Source organism: Aquirhabdus parva (assembly GCF_003351745.1).
Taxonomy (GTDB): domain Bacteria; phylum Pseudomonadota; class Gammaproteobacteria; order Pseudomonadales; family Moraxellaceae; genus Aquirhabdus; species Aquirhabdus parva.
In genome coordinates this window covers 2,919,168-2,933,896 of record NZ_CP031222.1, presented here as the reverse complement: position 1 = coordinate 2,933,896, position 14,729 = coordinate 2,919,168, and the positions used below count along the sequence as shown (strand labels likewise).

The 14,729-nt window shown below is 43.8% G+C and carries 19 protein-coding genes; 10 read left to right on the top strand and 9 right to left on the bottom strand.

The genetic code is table 11. The annotated features are described in order from the left end of the window. The first annotated feature begins 22 nt into the window (after positions 1–22). Positions 23–628, top strand: coding sequence for a MarC family protein (locus tag HYN46_RS13195; protein ID WP_114899810.1), 606 nt, complete (start codon positions 23–25; stop codon positions 626–628). A 184-nt stretch (positions 629–812) separates the two neighbouring features. Here the strand turns inward: HYN46_RS13195 and HYN46_RS13190 are convergent, their stop codons facing one another. The 5 genes from HYN46_RS13190 to HYN46_RS13170 form a co-directional block, all read right to left on the bottom strand. Further along, complete coding sequence (locus HYN46_RS13190; RefSeq protein WP_114899809.1) at positions 813–2,798, bottom strand: DUF3732 domain-containing protein; 1,986 nt, start codon at positions 2,796–2,798, stop codon at positions 813–815. Next, positions 2,795–3,259: a three component ABC system middle component gene (locus tag HYN46_RS13185; RefSeq protein WP_114899808.1), complete on the bottom strand. Its 465-nt coding sequence runs from the start codon at positions 3,257–3,259 to the stop codon at positions 2,795–2,797. The genes HYN46_RS13190 and HYN46_RS13185 overlap by 4 nt, the downstream gene beginning before the upstream one ends. Beyond that, complete coding sequence (locus HYN46_RS13180) at positions 3,250–4,389, bottom strand: hypothetical protein (protein ID WP_114899807.1); 1,140 nt, start codon at positions 4,387–4,389, stop codon at positions 3,250–3,252. The genes HYN46_RS13185 and HYN46_RS13180 overlap by 10 nt, the downstream gene beginning before the upstream one ends. Positions 4,390–4,612: 223 nt before the next feature. Beyond that, positions 4,613–4,885 carry a DNA-directed RNA polymerase subunit omega gene (gene rpoZ, locus HYN46_RS13175; protein WP_114899806.1) on the bottom strand — a complete coding sequence of 91 codons (273 nt, stop codon included), beginning with the start codon at positions 4,883–4,885 and terminating at the stop codon, positions 4,613–4,615. A 151-nt stretch (positions 4,886–5,036) separates the two neighbouring features. After that, positions 5,037–5,798, bottom strand: coding sequence for a helix-turn-helix domain-containing protein (locus HYN46_RS13170; RefSeq protein ID WP_114899805.1), 762 nt, complete (start codon positions 5,796–5,798; stop codon positions 5,037–5,039). A 169-nt stretch (positions 5,799–5,967) separates the two neighbouring features. On the opposite strand from HYN46_RS13170, the gene HYN46_RS13165 reads away from it, so the two are divergent. The 8 genes from HYN46_RS13165 (at position 5,968) to HYN46_RS13130 (ending at position 11,011) form a co-directional block, all read left to right on the top strand. Then, entirely contained in the window at positions 5,968–6,528 is a 561-nt protein-coding gene (locus HYN46_RS13165; RefSeq protein ID WP_114899804.1) for a fatty acid desaturase CarF family protein, read from the top strand. A gap of 140 nt (positions 6,529–6,668) precedes the next feature. Beyond that, on the top strand, positions 6,669–7,226 hold the full coding sequence (locus HYN46_RS13160) for a protein-disulfide reductase DsbD domain-containing protein (protein WP_114899803.1): 558 nt from the start codon (positions 6,669–6,671) through the stop codon (positions 7,224–7,226). Between the two features lie 55 nt (positions 7,227–7,281). Next, positions 7,282–7,815, top strand: coding sequence for a thioredoxin family protein (locus HYN46_RS13155; protein ID WP_114899802.1), 534 nt, complete (start codon positions 7,282–7,284; stop codon positions 7,813–7,815). Between the two features lie 188 nt (positions 7,816–8,003). After that, positions 8,004–8,504, top strand: a complete 501-nt coding sequence (locus tag HYN46_RS13150) for a helix-turn-helix domain-containing protein (protein WP_114899801.1) — start codon at positions 8,004–8,006, stop codon at positions 8,502–8,504. Positions 8,505–8,667: 163 nt separating this feature from the next. Further along, positions 8,668–9,177, top strand: coding sequence for a DUF6622 family protein (locus HYN46_RS13145; protein WP_114899800.1), 510 nt, complete (start codon positions 8,668–8,670; stop codon positions 9,175–9,177). A gap of 37 nt (positions 9,178–9,214) precedes the next feature. Then, positions 9,215–9,664, top strand: coding sequence for a hypothetical protein (locus HYN46_RS13140; RefSeq protein WP_114899799.1), 450 nt, complete (start codon positions 9,215–9,217; stop codon positions 9,662–9,664). Between the two features lie 41 nt (positions 9,665–9,705). After that, the gene (locus HYN46_RS13135; protein ID WP_114899798.1) at positions 9,706–10,269 is read left to right on the top strand and encodes a GNAT family N-acetyltransferase; all 564 of its coding nucleotides are present in this window, start codon (positions 9,706–9,708) and stop codon (positions 10,267–10,269) included. 46 nt (positions 10,270–10,315) lie between these two features. Further along, complete coding sequence (locus HYN46_RS13130; RefSeq protein WP_114899797.1) at positions 10,316–11,011, top strand: N-acetylmuramoyl-L-alanine amidase family protein; 696 nt, start codon at positions 10,316–10,318, stop codon at positions 11,009–11,011. Positions 11,012–11,037: 26 nt separating this feature from the next. Here the strand turns inward: HYN46_RS13130 and HYN46_RS13125 are convergent, their stop codons facing one another. From HYN46_RS13125 to gmk, 3 genes are all read right to left on the bottom strand, one after another. Beyond that, on the bottom strand, positions 11,038–11,304 hold the full coding sequence (locus HYN46_RS13125) for a hypothetical protein (RefSeq protein ID WP_114899796.1): 267 nt from the start codon (positions 11,302–11,304) through the stop codon (positions 11,038–11,040). Positions 11,305–11,355: 51 nt separating this feature from the next. Next, positions 11,356–11,982: a DsbA family oxidoreductase gene (locus tag HYN46_RS13120; RefSeq protein ID WP_114899795.1), complete on the bottom strand. Its 627-nt coding sequence runs from the start codon at positions 11,980–11,982 to the stop codon at positions 11,356–11,358. Between the two features lie 175 nt (positions 11,983–12,157). Next, positions 12,158–12,781: a guanylate kinase gene (gene gmk / locus HYN46_RS13115; RefSeq protein ID WP_114899794.1), complete on the bottom strand. Its 624-nt coding sequence runs from the start codon at positions 12,779–12,781 to the stop codon at positions 12,158–12,160. 190 nt (positions 12,782–12,971) lie between these two features. Here gmk and ispH point away from each other — a divergent pair, with 190 nt between their 5' ends. After that, positions 12,972–13,922, top strand: coding sequence for a 4-hydroxy-3-methylbut-2-enyl diphosphate reductase (gene ispH, locus HYN46_RS13110; RefSeq protein ID WP_114899793.1), 951 nt, complete (start codon positions 12,972–12,974; stop codon positions 13,920–13,922). Positions 13,923–13,952: 30 nt separating this feature from the next. Here the strand turns inward: ispH and HYN46_RS13105 are convergent, their stop codons facing one another. Beyond that, positions 13,953–14,675: an LbetaH domain-containing protein gene (locus HYN46_RS13105; protein WP_114899792.1), complete on the bottom strand. Its 723-nt coding sequence runs from the start codon at positions 14,673–14,675 to the stop codon at positions 13,953–13,955. Positions 14,676–14,729: the final 54 nt, after the last annotated feature.

The following is a 14,729-nucleotide window of genomic DNA, read 5'->3' as shown; positions in this document are numbered from 1 at the left end:
TAGCGCTTGTAGAGTAGCTTTAATGGATAACACCTTTGTCTCAGCAACAATACTCTTGTTGCTGATCACCGACCCTTTGGGCGGCGTCCCTGTTTTTGTCAATGCACTCCGTGGGGTCGCGCCTAAGCGCCGTCCCAAGATTATCCTGCGTGAAGTCTCCATCGCCTTTTTCATTCTGCTGATGTTTATGCTCGGCGGGCATCGCTTTTTGGAGATGTTCCAGCTTAGTGATCTGTCATTGCAACTGGCTGGCGGGATCATCTTGTTTTTGATCGCGATGCGCATGGTCTTTCCTGCGGCATCCTCCCATGGCAATCAAAATGAAGTCTTACCTGAAGAACCCCTCATCGTGCCCTTAGCAGTGCCGATGTTGGCGGGTCCTTCAGCAATGGCAACGGTGATGCTGATGGTATCGCAAGCGCCAGATCGTAAGCTAGAGTGGATTGCAGCACTCGCGGTGACCATGTCAGTCTGTGCCGTGGTACTGTTGCTGTCGGGTCAGATGCAGCGCTTACTGGGGGACAGTGTCCTCAAGGCTTTCGAGCGTTTGATGGGTTTGATTCTGGTCGTGCTGGCGGTGGAGATGATCTTAAAGTCGGTGCGGATTTTTATTCAGAGTTTGTCTTAATCTATTGCATCTTAAATAATAGTGATTGTTTGGCGTTCAGGATAAGTATACTGAAAAGCAGTTATGAATATGAGTTCCTTTACTCTCAAAAAAGAAACTCATATTCATCGGCTCACTTCATTGCTAACATCGGATGCTAGGAAGTAGTCTAGTATTTAAGTAATTAATTTTTATTAATTTAATATTATTCAGCAATAAAACCTCGGGTTCGCCAACGTGCTCTAACATATGATTCGAATACATTTCCATTACCAAGATCCAGCCGATCGGCATGGTCTGTGACTATAATCTGAGGCTCAACGTTGGTTAGCTCTTCAGTTTCTTTGCAAAATCTAATTAGTTCATTGTACATTTTAACGACAGCATTTAGGTCTTCATCTCCTTGACGACCTATCAGCTCTGAGAGCTTTTTAGAATCGAATTCTTCCTCGTGATCATTTAGAAAAGTCGGAAAGTAAACTTGAGTTGGTTGATCTAAAAAAAGAATTGGCGGTATTTTGCATATTCGGTTATGTATAGCAAATATTCTATGCAGTGCTAAAAATAGTGTTAAGTGGCAATAAAGCCAATTAGCGCCACTTCCCATAGCTCGTAAGAGTATTCTATTACCATCAATATCTTCGTGCCAAAGATCGAAAGTTTCTAATGAAAATTTCAAGTTGATAGGCTTATATTCAAAATCAAAATTTTTACCAATTTCTCGCATTGATTCAACTATTTGATCTTGAATCACTTCTAGCTTTTCTTGAACATTAAACTTTTTGAGTTTCGTCAAGACTATATTTTTTTCCCTATTTAGATTGTCTTTCTCCATATCTAAGTCTGAAGTTGAACGAGAAATTAAGTCCTCCAACATTATTTCAATGTGAAGTTTTGCTTTTGTGGCAAGTTCAGGTAATGATCTTTTTTTTTCTAAATGAATGGTTTGTTGATCTAATGCTTTAATGGCATTATTAATGGAAGACAATTTAAGTTTTATTGTATTGATTTGATTATCAATATTTTTTTTATCTTCATGAAACGATTCGCGCATATATGGTGTTAAACGAAGTTCCTGATTAAGCCAATGAATAGCATTTTCAAGTTGATTTACCTCATGTTCAACAGTATGTGATTTGGATGAACAAAAAGGGCAGGTAGCAACTGAAATGTCAATTGAACTTGGTATCTCAATAGATTCGATTGAAAGTTTGAATTTATCTGCATAATTAATCGACGCTAATAAAGCATTACTTTTTTGTTGTAGTTCCCTCAAGTTAGCAAGAGTACTAGATTGTTCTTGTTGAAGTAAAAATCTTTGTTTTTCAAATGTTGTGCTGAGAGCATCTACTTGAATTGGAATATTTGCAATAAAGTCTAGTGTTCGCTGTGGGTTTCTCACTATGCTAACAGCATCTGAATCTAAGAGCTGAACACCACTAATAGATTGATATTCTTTAAGTAGTTTTGAAATGTGCCGTTCAGTACGTTCTTTTTCATCCGCTCTTTTAGGTAATGCAATTTCAATTTGTTTTAAGCGCTGATTGATTTCGTCTAGTCTTTGTGAGAGTACAAAATATTCTTGCTCAGCAATTCCTAAAAATATTTTAAAATGTTCAATTGCTTGATCTTTTTTCTGTTTCTCATCGAATCTATAAAAAATTGCATGCTTATTCGCTACCAAATTTTGGTGTTGAAGCATGAATGAAGTAAAGCTTCTGACTGATGGGGTAGGTGATCTTTTATCATTGTAAAGGCGTCTTTCGATAGATTCATCAACCGAAGTAAGCGTTATTTCAAAATATCTTCCTAATTCTTTTTTAAAATCTTTTAATGGCATAAAGTATTTTTTATCAAAGAAATCTATGTCCACAGACGGTAAGTTTTTTATAGTATCGGTATCTGAGATTTCTTTAATAAAGCAAGATTGTGATTCGCCACGCCTAGCAAGCACAAGTGTAAAATTTGAAAACTGCAGGGCTGTGAAATAAATTTCAGTTCTTCGAGTTATTAATCCACCTTTTGGTACTGTGTAATCTTCACTTCCAAAACAATAGTCAAATATTTCGATTAGTGCGCTTTTACCTGTCGTAGACTTACCAGTAATAATATTCAGTCCTTTGAAGAATTCGATGCAGTGAGTTTGATTTTCTTTATCAACAATTCCTATAAATTTTATAAAACAATTCATAACTCTTTAATTCCAAGTAATTTATATATGGCAGGAACATCATAAGGTTCAAATATAAAAGCCAAATTTTTTGCAGCTTTTTGTTGGTTTTCTAGAATGGATTCTGGATTTTTATTAGCAATAAAGTCCAAAGATAGATCTGGGCCGAGCTTGAGTTGTTCACAGTCTAGTGAGTTTTGTATAGCAAGATTTGTAATAACACGCATTGCATTTATACGTTGGGGAAGCCCTGCAAGTAGCTCTCTGTTATTACAAAATGTTCTTATGGAGCTTGTTTTTCGTGCTTTTCGTAAAAAATCTTGAGATGCAGGATGTAAAACTATAGGAAGCACTAAATATCCTAATAAGAAGCTTTTATCTTTATTTGGTAAATGCTGGAAAAATGCATTTATGATTCTGGCTAAGACTAGCGGACTTCTTGTAAGTGTTTCGAAATGTTCTATAGCGTTGGTCAATCCCATAACCTCCACTCAAAATTACCCAACTTATCATCAGCCAATATATGAAATATACCATTACGAAATGCAATAGGAGTATCTCTAAAAACAGGGAAGGGCAAAGGGTTTTCCCCAGTCAGGTCATCATAAAAGTTCTGTGATGCTATCATCGGATCTCCGAGCAAATTTCTTTTAGCTTTTCTATGTTGAGTTTTATGTATTTCTTTGAGATTATTTTTATAGATGTTATAGCTTGACATATCAACTTCAAAATTTTTGAATTCTTCCAATACGGTCAAACTTGCTATTAGATAATGAGTTATTGCATCAGAAACCGCATCTAAGTGATTTATTTGATATATTTTTTTTATAAATCTTTTGGTGGAGTTTTGTTGTATTTGGTCAGCAGAGGCCTCACCAATTAAAAACTTGGATGGGAAAACTTGAGTGTTCTTTTTATAAGCTTCAGTTAAAGAAATTATTTTTTCATTGAACCCTTCATAAGTTATCTCCCAACTATTACTAATTTTTGATGGAGTGATTAAATAACCTATCAAACCTTCAAAAAAATCATTTTTTTTTGCTTGAAGAATCAGTCTTGCATGCACATCGGAGATTCTTTTATAAATTTCATCCATCTCAGGATATTCTATAGATATATATATTTTGGGTATGATTTCTTTTAACTTGTCTTGTTGCTTATTGAGTATAGTTCGTTGATTAATTAAATTCTGTGAAGGTGACTTCGATCCTTCGATATTAGTATGTCTTTTTTCTGAATCTAGGAGTATATCTTCTAGAATTTTCAAACGCGTCTTTTCATCGGCACTATTCCAGTTAATTAGCGTACTTTTAGATCCAAATGACTGATTCGTAATTAAAATAAGTTTTTTGTAGTGAGAGTGATTAAAGGTCGGGTGCAACCAATTCTTCAAAGTTTTCCAGAAATTTGGGTGACTATCTGTTAAGGGATCAGTGTAATGTTTAGTTTCTAGTTGAGCTTCGCCAGAAATAGTAATATCTCCAAATTTTTCGATCCAGAGTTTTTGTCCTGTTTCAAGCTGAAAACATTGCCATAGTGCTATATAAAATTGATAAACAATTCCTTCAGTAGAAGCTATTCCACTATTGATAATTTTGTTCTCTCTAGTCACGACCCCTCCGTAGACTCTATAAAGTAAGAACTTGCTAAATCATTTATACCATAGAATTATCATTTAGGTATCTGTATAAGTTATGCCAACTATCTCACCAACTAATTTTAAATATGACTTATTCAATGTTTACTGGTTTATTTTATATTTAAAGATATGACCATAAAAAAATCCCGCAATACATGCGGGATTTTTTATTTGGCTAATGCCGGCATTCTAAAGATTAGAACGTGAAGTCATTCAATGAAATTGAAGACATCACCGCATCCAGGTTTGACACCGGTGCTGGCTCATCTTTCATTTTCAGGATGTCTTTGGTCACGTGACCAGCAGCGATTTCACGCAGTGCCATCACGGTTGGTTTGTCGTTTTCCCAAGCCAATGTCGGCTCAGCGGTACCGCGAGCGAGTTGACGTGCGCGCTTCGCAGCAACTAAAACCAATTCAAAACGATTATCAACTGCACCTAGGCAATCTTCTACAGTCACGCGTGCCATGCTGAACTCGCTCTTTGTATACGGTAAAATGGACTGCATAGGATACAGATTTTAAGCCCATAAAACAAGCGATTTGACCCAGATTGTCGCATGATTGATTCGCTGTGCCTTCGATCACTTATCGATGGACCGCTTATGTCGAATTATCTCGTCATGAAGAGGACTTAGCTCGGCTCGTGCGTCTCTTTAGTCCACACATTTCCTCTGCCGTATTCCACGGACGGATACCAAAGGCTAGGCCATACAAGGTGCGGTCCTGTGTGGGGAGGTTGATATCCAGTGCTGACAGCTCATGAAACTCTGCCGCAAGGCGATCCAGTTTACGCTGAATGATCAGAGCAGAGGCGGGGGATAGATCCCCGCCAACAAACTCAAAGTAACCGCCATGCTCATCAAAGCGCACTCCAAGAAAGTTATTGGTCATCATTTCGCCATGTTGTAGGCGGATTGGACCATAGGCTTGGTGTTTTACTTGGCGTGAAACGCGCAGACGAATACGATTATCCGGTAAGAGTTCAATCAAGCCTGCACGATCCAGCTTGATCAAGAGGCGAATACACTCAGGCTCCGTGATGTCATAGTCACGCACAATGTCGCCGAGCTGCCAGTTGTTGCGTACTAAATAAAAGATCCCCAAAAGCTGTAAGTCATTGGCAAGGATCTGCTCTTGATCAACCGTCATCTCTGTGACCGCCATCGATTCACCGCGCGCAATCCGTGCCAGCTCAAAGAAATCGAGCTCAAGCCACTGGCAGATATCATCCAGACGCTGCAAGGTAAAGGTCTTGTCCGAAAATAACCGTTTAACACTCGCCTCACTCAAGTGCAGTGCTTCGGCCAATTCACCATAAGTTTTCCCGCGTGATTTCAGCACGCGTTTTAAGGTAGTAATCAGTAAATCAGTATTGGACATGATCAACTCGGTAACAATTTGACATCGATATATGCGCCATTCGCATCATCAGATAATGCGCATGGTATCGATATATAGTACCTTGATATGTCGGTATTGTGTGCATAAATTGCGTTCACTATGCTCAAGTCATCCAGAGCCATGGCGGCTCTGATGGGAGCAACTGATCATGGTAACGGCGATAGTAATTACATCTATAGTTTTGAAAACATTATTGATTGTTCTATTGGCAGATTTTATTACGGGCTTTGTCCATTGGCTGGAAGATGCCTATGCACGTCCTGAGATGCGTTTTGTTGGTGGTATTGCCCGGGAGAATTTATTGCATCATGAGAAGCCGCGTGACTTCCTAAAGAAGAACTGGTGGCAGAGTTCTTATGACCTGATTGCGATTGGTTTGGTGGTGCTTGCCGTATCATGGTTTGCTTTTGGAGAGATCAGCGTTTGGTTGATCCTGCTCATGGTGCTGAGTATCAATGGCAACCAGATCCATAAATGGTCACACCAAAACCGTATGGAACGTCCTGCACTGGTGAGCAAATTGCAAGACTGGAAAATCCTGCAAGGCGTGCGTCAACATGCCAAACACCACAGTGGCTTGAAGAACACCGACTACTGTGTGATCACCAACGTGATGAACCCAATGCTTGAAAAACTTAACTTTTGGGTAGGCTTAGAGTGGGCGATCTGGCGGGTAACGGGTGTGGTCCGTCGTCAGGATGCTATCTAAAATTCATTGCAATATCATCCTACTGGTCAGGATTTAGGACTGAAAGTAAAAAGCTTATCAATAAAAACGCAAAATGACTTGCGGGAATGCTTGTAGGATGAGAGATTCAACTTCATCTTGTCCTTACATTGCTTCCCATCATGTCAAAATCTTTAGCATCCAATTTTTCCGTTAAGACTGCTCAATCCCTCCTGATTGGGCTGCTTGGATTTAATGTCTCGGTCCATGCCAAGGCACCTGCCACACCATTGGCTTCTTTTGAAGAAAACGAAGCCAAGGTAGTGATTACGGTTGAATATGATCAGAAGCATCAAGCCACCTTGGTCGCGCAGTTCACGCCGTTGCAAAAAGGCTATCACCTGTATAGCAAAGACTTACCGCGTAAAGGAATAGAAGGCATTGGGCGTCCGACCTTGATCGAGCTTGCCGCAAACTCACCCATCAAGGCACGAGGTGTACTGACCGACAGTGCCCCGACCTTAAAGGAAGTGATCCCTGAAGCCAAAGATCCACTGCTAATCTACCCCAACGGTCCTGTGACCTTGCGTCTGCCGATCACCTTACCGGCAGCAGCCAGTGGCAAACTAACCGATAACGTTTTGGTCAGCTATATGACGTGTAGTCCACAAGGGCAATGTACGGCACCTGTGACTGCCAAAGCCGTGCCGATCACCTTGACTCACTTGGCCGCACACTGAGTTAAGCAGTAGCGCTCCCTTTAATTGATCCTCTCCTGATATTGGAAGAACATGCATGAAATATTTATCTTATGGTTTTGCGCTGAGTCTCATCATCCCTGCATTGGCGTTTGCTGATGTCCCGCCTGCCACGACGGCGAGCGCCGCAGCTGATACCACCGCTGCGCCAGTGAAGAAGCACGAGTCTGCCAAAGTTGACTCTCATATCTATGATATTAAGGCTGATCCGTCCAAGGATTTAGCACAGGCCATTGCGGATGCCAAGAAAGGCAATAAGCATATTCTGGTTGAAGTCGGTGGCGACTGGTGCATCTGGTGTCGTCGTCTGGAAGGCATCTTTGTCAGTCATCCTGAATTGACTGCATTACGCGATAAGAACTTCGTGTTGGTTCATGTCAATTTCAGTGATGAAAATGAGAACAAAGCCTTCCTTGCCCAGTTCCCCAAAGTCGCAGGCTACCCGCATATTTTTGTTTTGGATCAAGATGGCAAATTATTGCATTCGCACGATACCAGTGATCTTGAAGACGGTAAGTCCTATAGCATCGCGAATATCACCGCGTTTCTGGAGAAATGGAAAGCGGCATAAGGGGGGATGAGATATTTTCTAAATGGATTGTTAATCGATAGAGGGAGTGATAAAACATAACAATGACAAGCCTGACAGTGTGAAGTCACGGAGATGACGTGACGCTGTCAGGTAAAAGTCAGGTGGCTGTCGTGGTCAAATCCACCGGAATGGGTGAAAGTCAGTACAAGTGAACTTAGGGGGCAATCATGCTTATCCAAAAACTCAGATTACAACGCGGTTGGTCTCAGCAACAGTTGGCTGAACTCTCTGGACTTAGTGTTCGGACGATTCAGCGCATTGAGCAAGGTCAAACTGCCAGTACCGAGTCTTTAAAGTCACTTGCAGCCGTTTTTGAAATTGACTTTTCATCCATCCATACGGAGGACACTATGTCTGATCCATCTCATGCGCAAGAAACACAGCATGCGCTTAACCGAGGCGTAAGCCTTGATGAAGAACTGGCTTTTCGCCATGTTCAGGACCTAAAACGTTTTTATCTGCATCTCATCCGCTATGTATTGGTCATCAGTATGCTTGCTGTGATCAATTTTGTGACCAATCCTCATGTGTTGTGGGTGCTCTGGGTCGCCTTGTGGTGGGGCGTTGCAATCCTCTTCCACGCTGCACGTGTCTTTATGTTGTTTCCTTTCTTCGATGCCAAGTGGGAAAAGAAACAGGTGGAGAAAAGGCTCGGCAGGTCGCTGTAAACACATTGCGGATTCCACCTAAATGAGAATCCGCTGATCGATCTTTTATCCAATTTTGATTGAGTCACCTTGCGTGCGCATGAAATAGCGCGCGGTGTACACACGCATCTTTAATTTTTAAATCTCATTTCTAAGTATCCAAATTGATCGGGAAGGATAAACCATGAGCACGATTTTAGTGATGACGCCGTTTTGGGTCTGGTTGATTTTATTATTTCTAGTGATTCGCGGTGTGAAAGCCATGCGTCCCAATAGTATGCCACTGTCCGGCATGCTGATATTACCCGTGGGCTTTACCCTCTGGGCGGGGATCGGGCTATCAAAATACGGGCATGTTGCACTCGCACTTGAGATCTGGCTAGTCTTAGGCTTGATCGTGGGTCTGGCTTTAGGGGGTGCGATATTTAAGGGTTTGCAAGGTTATCGCTATGATGCACATACCCGACATATCCACCGCCCGGGCACAGTCCGTATGCTGCTGATTTCACTGCTGGCTTTCCTGAGTAAGTTTGCAGTGGCGGTGTATGTTGTGCAATGCACCTTGCAAAAGACGGATATTTCTCCCCTGATTTATGGTGGCGTGTCGGGCATGGTTTGTGGTTTATTATGGGGTGGGATAGCTGCGCAGATTTTTAAGGCGCTGAAGCGTCCAGAAAGCATAGCCATGACTTAATTTTCAAGTTGAACATCAATCAGGAACTTGATAACCCATGAATTATATTCTTGAGAAAACCAATCAAGTTCCTTATTTTACCAATATGCGAATAACCTTGGATGCACTCGGGATATTGGCTGCCGAATACGATTGGTACGTGAGTGATATTGAGATGAATCATTTCACTGCTGATTTTAATCAAGACGATAAATGGATTTTGGGCGAGGACTTACAGCACTTTTTGGCAAATCATGATGTTCAGTTTATTTGGGCTGTATTTAGCGCGCTGCCTAAAGGCTTTCGTCCCATCGTTAAAGATTCCCCACACGCCGATGGCAATTCTAGCTACTGGGGACGAGAACTGATTCAGCCTCAATTAGCTGAAGCGGAATTTGAGATTGTTTGTTGGGATAGTAGTGCCACTATACTGATTGGTGTACCTGATGAAGCGATCATCAAATTTTCTCGACTATATCCAGATGTGAAACCGTTGCAGTCCTCTTAATTTCAAAGACCTTCGTTAAGCGTTAAAGGAAACGTGTGCTGATGCTGCCATCATCAATCCAGATCGTCCCCCTGCATCCCTTAGACTTCGCTGAGTTTATGGATTATCTGGATGATCATCTGTCGGATAACGGCAAGGATGGCACCGCGTATTTCCAGCCCTCGCCGCAAGGTCAACATGCCTTTTCACCCCAGCGTGCCGCAGCATTTAGAGGTGCGCTGGATGTTCCACTCTCCCAACATGGCTGGCGGCGGGCGTGGGTTGCGAGGAATGCGACAGGACAGATCGTGGGTCATGTGGACTTGCGCTCGCATACCGAGCGGTGGAGTGCTGAACGCTGCTTGCTGGGCATGGGAGTTGACCGAGCCCACCGTAAAATTGGATTGGGTGCTGCGCTGATTGAACATGTCGAGCTCTGGGCTAAGCAAGAAACCGCAGTGGGATGGATCGACTTACAAGTGCTGTCCAATAACACTCCCGCCATTCGGCTTTACCTCCGTTCAGGTTTTAAAATCACGGGCGAAGTGCGGGATATGTTTAAGGTCGATAATCAGTATTTTTCCTATACCGATATGACCAAGTATCTGTATGCAAATCAGCATTAAGTCATGCGTTAAATGGATTGCCTGAGAGGGCTATGGGGCTGTTTGAATGTTTAATCTAAGTGGGTGCCGACACCTTCTCGCCGTTTTGGCTATTGGCATGATCCTACCTGCCCATGCGGCACTTGTCATCGTAGATACAGGACACACGCCGGAACATCCGGGTGCCACCGCTGCAAGTGGGCGCGCCGAGTATCGCTATAATCTGGATATGACCGATGCCTTGGCGGCTGACCTGATACGTGCCAATGAGCGCGTAGTGCGTATCTCAGCAGATGGCAAGGAGATCGCACTGCCTGACCGTGCCATCCATAACCCCGCTGCAGATGTATTTGTCTCGATTCACCATGACTCTATTCTTAAAGCGTGGATGGATGCAGGCCGAGTCCGTGAATTCTCAGGCTATTCGATCTTTGTCTCGACCAAAAATCCAAAATATGCTGAGAGTGTACGCTGTGCGCAGGCTATCGGTCAGCAAATGTTGAAGAGCGGACAGAAGCCCTCGCTGTATCATGCCACGCCGATTGCTGGGGAGAACCGTCCTTTCATCGATCGTCGCTTAGGTGTTCATCGCTATGATGATTTGATTGTGCTGAAGACTGCGCCCATGCCCTCAGTGTTGGTCGAGATAGGTGTGATTGCCAATCCTGATGATGAGATTCGTGTGAGCCAGCCAGAGACGATTAAGCGAGTGGCACATGCCATCTCAACAGGCATTCAAGTATGTATAAGTGATCAACATTGATATTGAAGCTAAAGACGGATTTTTTCTTAGGTCATGAAAACTTCTATCGCAGACAATAGATTTTTACGATTGATACGTTCAACGACAATGAGATTTTTCTCTAAGAAACAGCCTTGAGAAGATAAATCATCAGTAATGGTTTGTGCCAATCGGACGGAATCATAAAATACCGGACGATATTCATGCTCTTCGTATTTTATGATGATGCCATCTAGCCAACCTTTTGACTCGAATTCCCAAGCATAGTCTTCAAACCATTCAGGGAAGATGACTTCATAACCGTTTGGATTCATTTTGATCCTTGTAAGGTAGGGTTATGCTCAGAGTCTCCGAGTCTATCCATTTTACTGTGCAGCCTGCTGAAACGCCTGATGAAACACTTCACGCGGCTGGGCACCCGATACAGCGAGACGATTATTGAAGACAAAGAAAGGAACACCAGAAACTTTTAATTCTTGCTGGGCAATGGCTTCATCCTGACGCACTGCATCGGCATAGAGATCAGTATCCAAGACATTCTTCACTTCCGCAGGATCAAGCCCAATGGAGACCGCCAAGCGTTCAACGGTATCCCGGTCACCTATCGCTTCGCCTTCGATAAAGTAGGCTTTAAAGAAGCGCTCTTCAGCTTCATTGCCCAGCCCTTTTTGGGTCGCCAGATGGATGATGCGATGGGCATTAAAACTGTTGCCTGAGCGGGCAATATCAAACTTGAAGTGAATACCTTCTTCTGCACCCGCAGCGATGATGCCTTTTTGCATCTCGGCAACTTGCTCAAGAGTTCTGCCATATTTTTTGCTTAAGCGCGTGGCGAGGTCTTCTGAGTGGTTGGTTGGTGCATTGGGATCGAGTTCAAAGCTATGCCAAGTTACATCGAGAGTGATGCCTGCTTCCGCTGCGACGGCTTCAAGACGGCGTTTGCCGATGTAGCAAAATGGACACACAATATCAGACCAAATATCAACTTTCATACGCAAACTCCAATCTCAATTCTCATCCAAATGCTAATAAGCACAAGCGACACGTGTGGTCGATGTGCATTAAATATGGGGATGATTATGCGTGATGCAAGCCGTGAGATTTGAGGTGTTATGTCACTGATGCGTAAGACTTCGGTGTCTTACGCATAGATGAGAGGATGCTTATTTAGTCATGCGATCCATTCAATAAAGCAATCAGCAAATCCTGCTGCTTCACCACTTGCTGTGCCGAGGTGAGGCCAGCCGCACGGATGATGGCACGCAGATCAGACAGTGCCGCATCGAAGTCATCGTTCACGATCAGATAGTCAAAGTTGACATGCTGACGAATCTCTTCCACTGAACCATTCAAGCGCGTTTGAATCACTTCCTCACTATCCTGACCGCGATTAGACAAGCGCTCGCGCAGGGCTTTAAGACTCGGTGGAATGATAAAAATCTGGATCGATTTGGGGAAAATCTTGCGCACTTGCTCAGCACCTTGCCAGTCGATCTCAAGTAGGACATCATGCCCTTGTTCAAGTTGCTGGGATACGCCAGTATGGCTAGTGCCATAGTAATTGCCAAACACTTCGGCATGCTCGATGAAATAGCCATCACCGATCATTTGTTCAAAGACGGTTTTTTCCGTAAAGTGATAGTGCACACCGTGCTCTTCACCAGGACGCATGGCGCGGGTGGTGTGAGAAACGGACAAGGAGAGCTCAGGTGTGCGCTCAAGGAGTGCTTTGACCAGTGATGTTTTGCCTGTGCCAGAGGCCGCAGCCACCACAAATAATAAGCCCGCCATGCGATTCTCCAAAAATCTTTTCGTTAAAAGTGTTACTCATACACTGTGCAGTATGAAAACAGCATAAAATATGGGTAGGCAATATAGTACATAAAAAGCTGCACAATGCAGTAATCTATAGTGCAAAATGAAATTTAAATCGCTTATAAGCATCGTCACCTGTTTGTAGACCAGAGTTAGAGTAGCCATCATGGATATCGTATTAGCAAACCCGCGTGGTTTTTGTGCCGGCGTAGATCGAGCGATCGCGATTGTGAATCGTGCCTTGGAAGTCTTTGGTGCGCCGATTTATGTGCGCCATGAGGTCGTTCATAACAAATTTGTGGTGGATGATCTCCGCGCGCGTGGTGCGGTGTTTGTCGAAGAGTTGGATCAGGTGCCTGACGATGCCATCGTGATTTTCAGCGCGCATGGCGTTTCTAAAGCGGTGCAAACCGAAGCCAGTCGCCGTGGGCTAAAAGTGTTTGATGCCACCTGTCCACTCGTGACCAAGGTTCATATCGAAGTAACTCGCTATGCGCGCGAAGGTGTAGATGCAATTTTGATTGGTCACCAAGGTCACCCCGAAGTCGAGGGCACCATGGGGCAGTACGATACAGGCTTTGGCGGCAAGATTTACTTGGTTGAAGATGAAGAAGATGTGGCCAAGCTTGAAGTGCGTTCGGATCGCAAACTGGCTTTCGTAACGCAAACCACGCTATCGATGGATGATACTGCACGCGTGATTGATGCACTGCGTGAGCGCTTTCCTGAGATTCAAGGTCCACGCAAAGATGACATCTGTTATGCCACCCAAAACCGCCAAGACGCCGTGCGTGATCTGTCGGTCAAAGCCGATGTGATTCTGGTGGTCGGTTCCCCCAACTCTTCTAACTCAAATCGCCTGCGTGAGCTGGCCGAGCGCGAAGGTGTACATGCCTATTTGGTGGACAACGCCAATGAGATGCAGCGTGAATGGTTTAAAGACGCTAAGCAAGTGGGCGTGACTGCAGGTGCATCGGCCCCTGAGATTCTGATCAGCCAAGTGATTCAACGTCTGCGTGAGTGGGGCGGTCAGACCCCCGTTGAGCTGGCAGGACGTGAAGAGAACGTGGTGTTCTCCATGCCCAAAGAACTACGCATTGCGGTGACGCAGGCTTAACACGCTCGATAATCAGATTCCAATGCGGTTTTATTCTTCGAGTTGAACCGCTTCAGCTTGTGTCTTTAATTGCATGAGTTCCATGAGCATTTCTAGGCTCTTTCCTTCATCGGTTCCCAGATCTTGAAGAAAAAAAGCATTGTGTGTTTGAATCCAGCTCAGGGGCATATCCCACCAAGCGAGCTGGAGCAGACATTCACGAATCTTTTCTGAGAAGCGAAAGCGAATCAGTTTTGCAGGGCTACCTGCATAAATGCCATAAGGTTCAGATTTAAAATTGGGAGGAAGCAATGAGCGCGCGCCAATAATGCAGCCATTTTCAACCACACCGCCACCCAGCATCATTACTTCATCACCTAACCAGACATCATTTTTAATGACTGAATCCGCATATTGTGGGGGGTAGGGGTGCTGAAGTCCCATGCCGTGGATGCCGAGCATGGCAGTGGAGATGGTTTGGGTGTGATGTTGCCCATTCAACAGAAAACGTAAGCGTTGTCCACCTGACACAAAACGCCCAATACGAAGACACTGATGCTCTGTATCACAGTTCACAACGGTGCCGACTCCGAGTCCTGAACATCGACCAATAAATAACTGACCTGTGTCTACCTCATCATCAAACCAGTTTCGATACATGGCATGAGGGAAAAATGAATAGCCTCCTTGCTCATACTGCAAGACCACAAATTTGGATTGCCAAGGATGGTCATTGGATTGCCCAATATAATCATGTTCCGTGACAATTTTCATTCAGCAAATCCAGAATTAGGGCCGGTGACTAGGGGGAGCGGGCGTCCTGTCCGT

Bases quoted from the DNA above. Each gene is read 5' to 3' on its own strand.
- HYN46_RS13195 (WP_114899810.1), top strand. From the start codon at position 23: ATGGATAACACCTTTGTCTCAGCAACAATACTCTTGTTGCTGATCACC.
- HYN46_RS13170 (WP_114899805.1), bottom strand. From the start codon at position 5,798: ATGTCCAATACTGATTTACTGATTACTACCTTAAAACGCGTGCTGAAA.
- HYN46_RS13150 (WP_114899801.1), top strand. From the start codon at position 8,004: ATGCTTATCCAAAAACTCAGATTACAACGCGGTTGGTCTCAGCAACAG.
- HYN46_RS13190 (WP_114899809.1), bottom strand. From the start codon at position 2,798: ATGAATTGTTTTATAAAATTTATAGGAATTGTTGATAAAGAAAATCAA.
- HYN46_RS13105 (WP_114899792.1), bottom strand. From the start codon at position 14,675: ATGAAAATTGTCACGGAACATGATTATATTGGGCAATCCAATGACCAT.
- ispH (WP_114899793.1), top strand. From the start codon at position 12,972: ATGGATATCGTATTAGCAAACCCGCGTGGTTTTTGTGCCGGCGTAGAT.
- rpoZ (WP_114899806.1), bottom strand. From the start codon at position 4,885: ATGGCACGCGTGACTGTAGAAGATTGCCTAGGTGCAGTTGATAATCGT.
- HYN46_RS13140 (WP_114899799.1), top strand. From the start codon at position 9,215: ATGAATTATATTCTTGAGAAAACCAATCAAGTTCCTTATTTTACCAAT.
- gmk (WP_114899794.1), bottom strand. From the start codon at position 12,781: ATGGCGGGCTTATTATTTGTGGTGGCTGCGGCCTCTGGCACAGGCAAA.
- HYN46_RS13185 (WP_114899808.1), bottom strand. From the start codon at position 3,259: ATGGGATTGACCAACGCTATAGAACATTTCGAAACACTTACAAGAAGT.
- HYN46_RS13165 (WP_114899804.1), top strand. From the start codon at position 5,968: ATGGTAACGGCGATAGTAATTACATCTATAGTTTTGAAAACATTATTG.
- HYN46_RS13120 (WP_114899795.1), bottom strand. From the start codon at position 11,982: ATGAAAGTTGATATTTGGTCTGATATTGTGTGTCCATTTTGCTACATC.
- HYN46_RS13130 (WP_114899797.1), top strand. From the start codon at position 10,316: ATGTTTAATCTAAGTGGGTGCCGACACCTTCTCGCCGTTTTGGCTATT.
- HYN46_RS13155 (WP_114899802.1), top strand. From the start codon at position 7,282: ATGAAATATTTATCTTATGGTTTTGCGCTGAGTCTCATCATCCCTGCA.
- HYN46_RS13160 (WP_114899803.1), top strand. From the start codon at position 6,669: ATGTCAAAATCTTTAGCATCCAATTTTTCCGTTAAGACTGCTCAATCC.
- HYN46_RS13125 (WP_114899796.1), bottom strand. From the start codon at position 11,304: ATGAATCCAAACGGTTATGAAGTCATCTTCCCTGAATGGTTTGAAGAC.
- HYN46_RS13135 (WP_114899798.1), top strand. From the start codon at position 9,706: ATGCTGCCATCATCAATCCAGATCGTCCCCCTGCATCCCTTAGACTTC.
- HYN46_RS13145 (WP_114899800.1), top strand. From the start codon at position 8,668: ATGAGCACGATTTTAGTGATGACGCCGTTTTGGGTCTGGTTGATTTTA.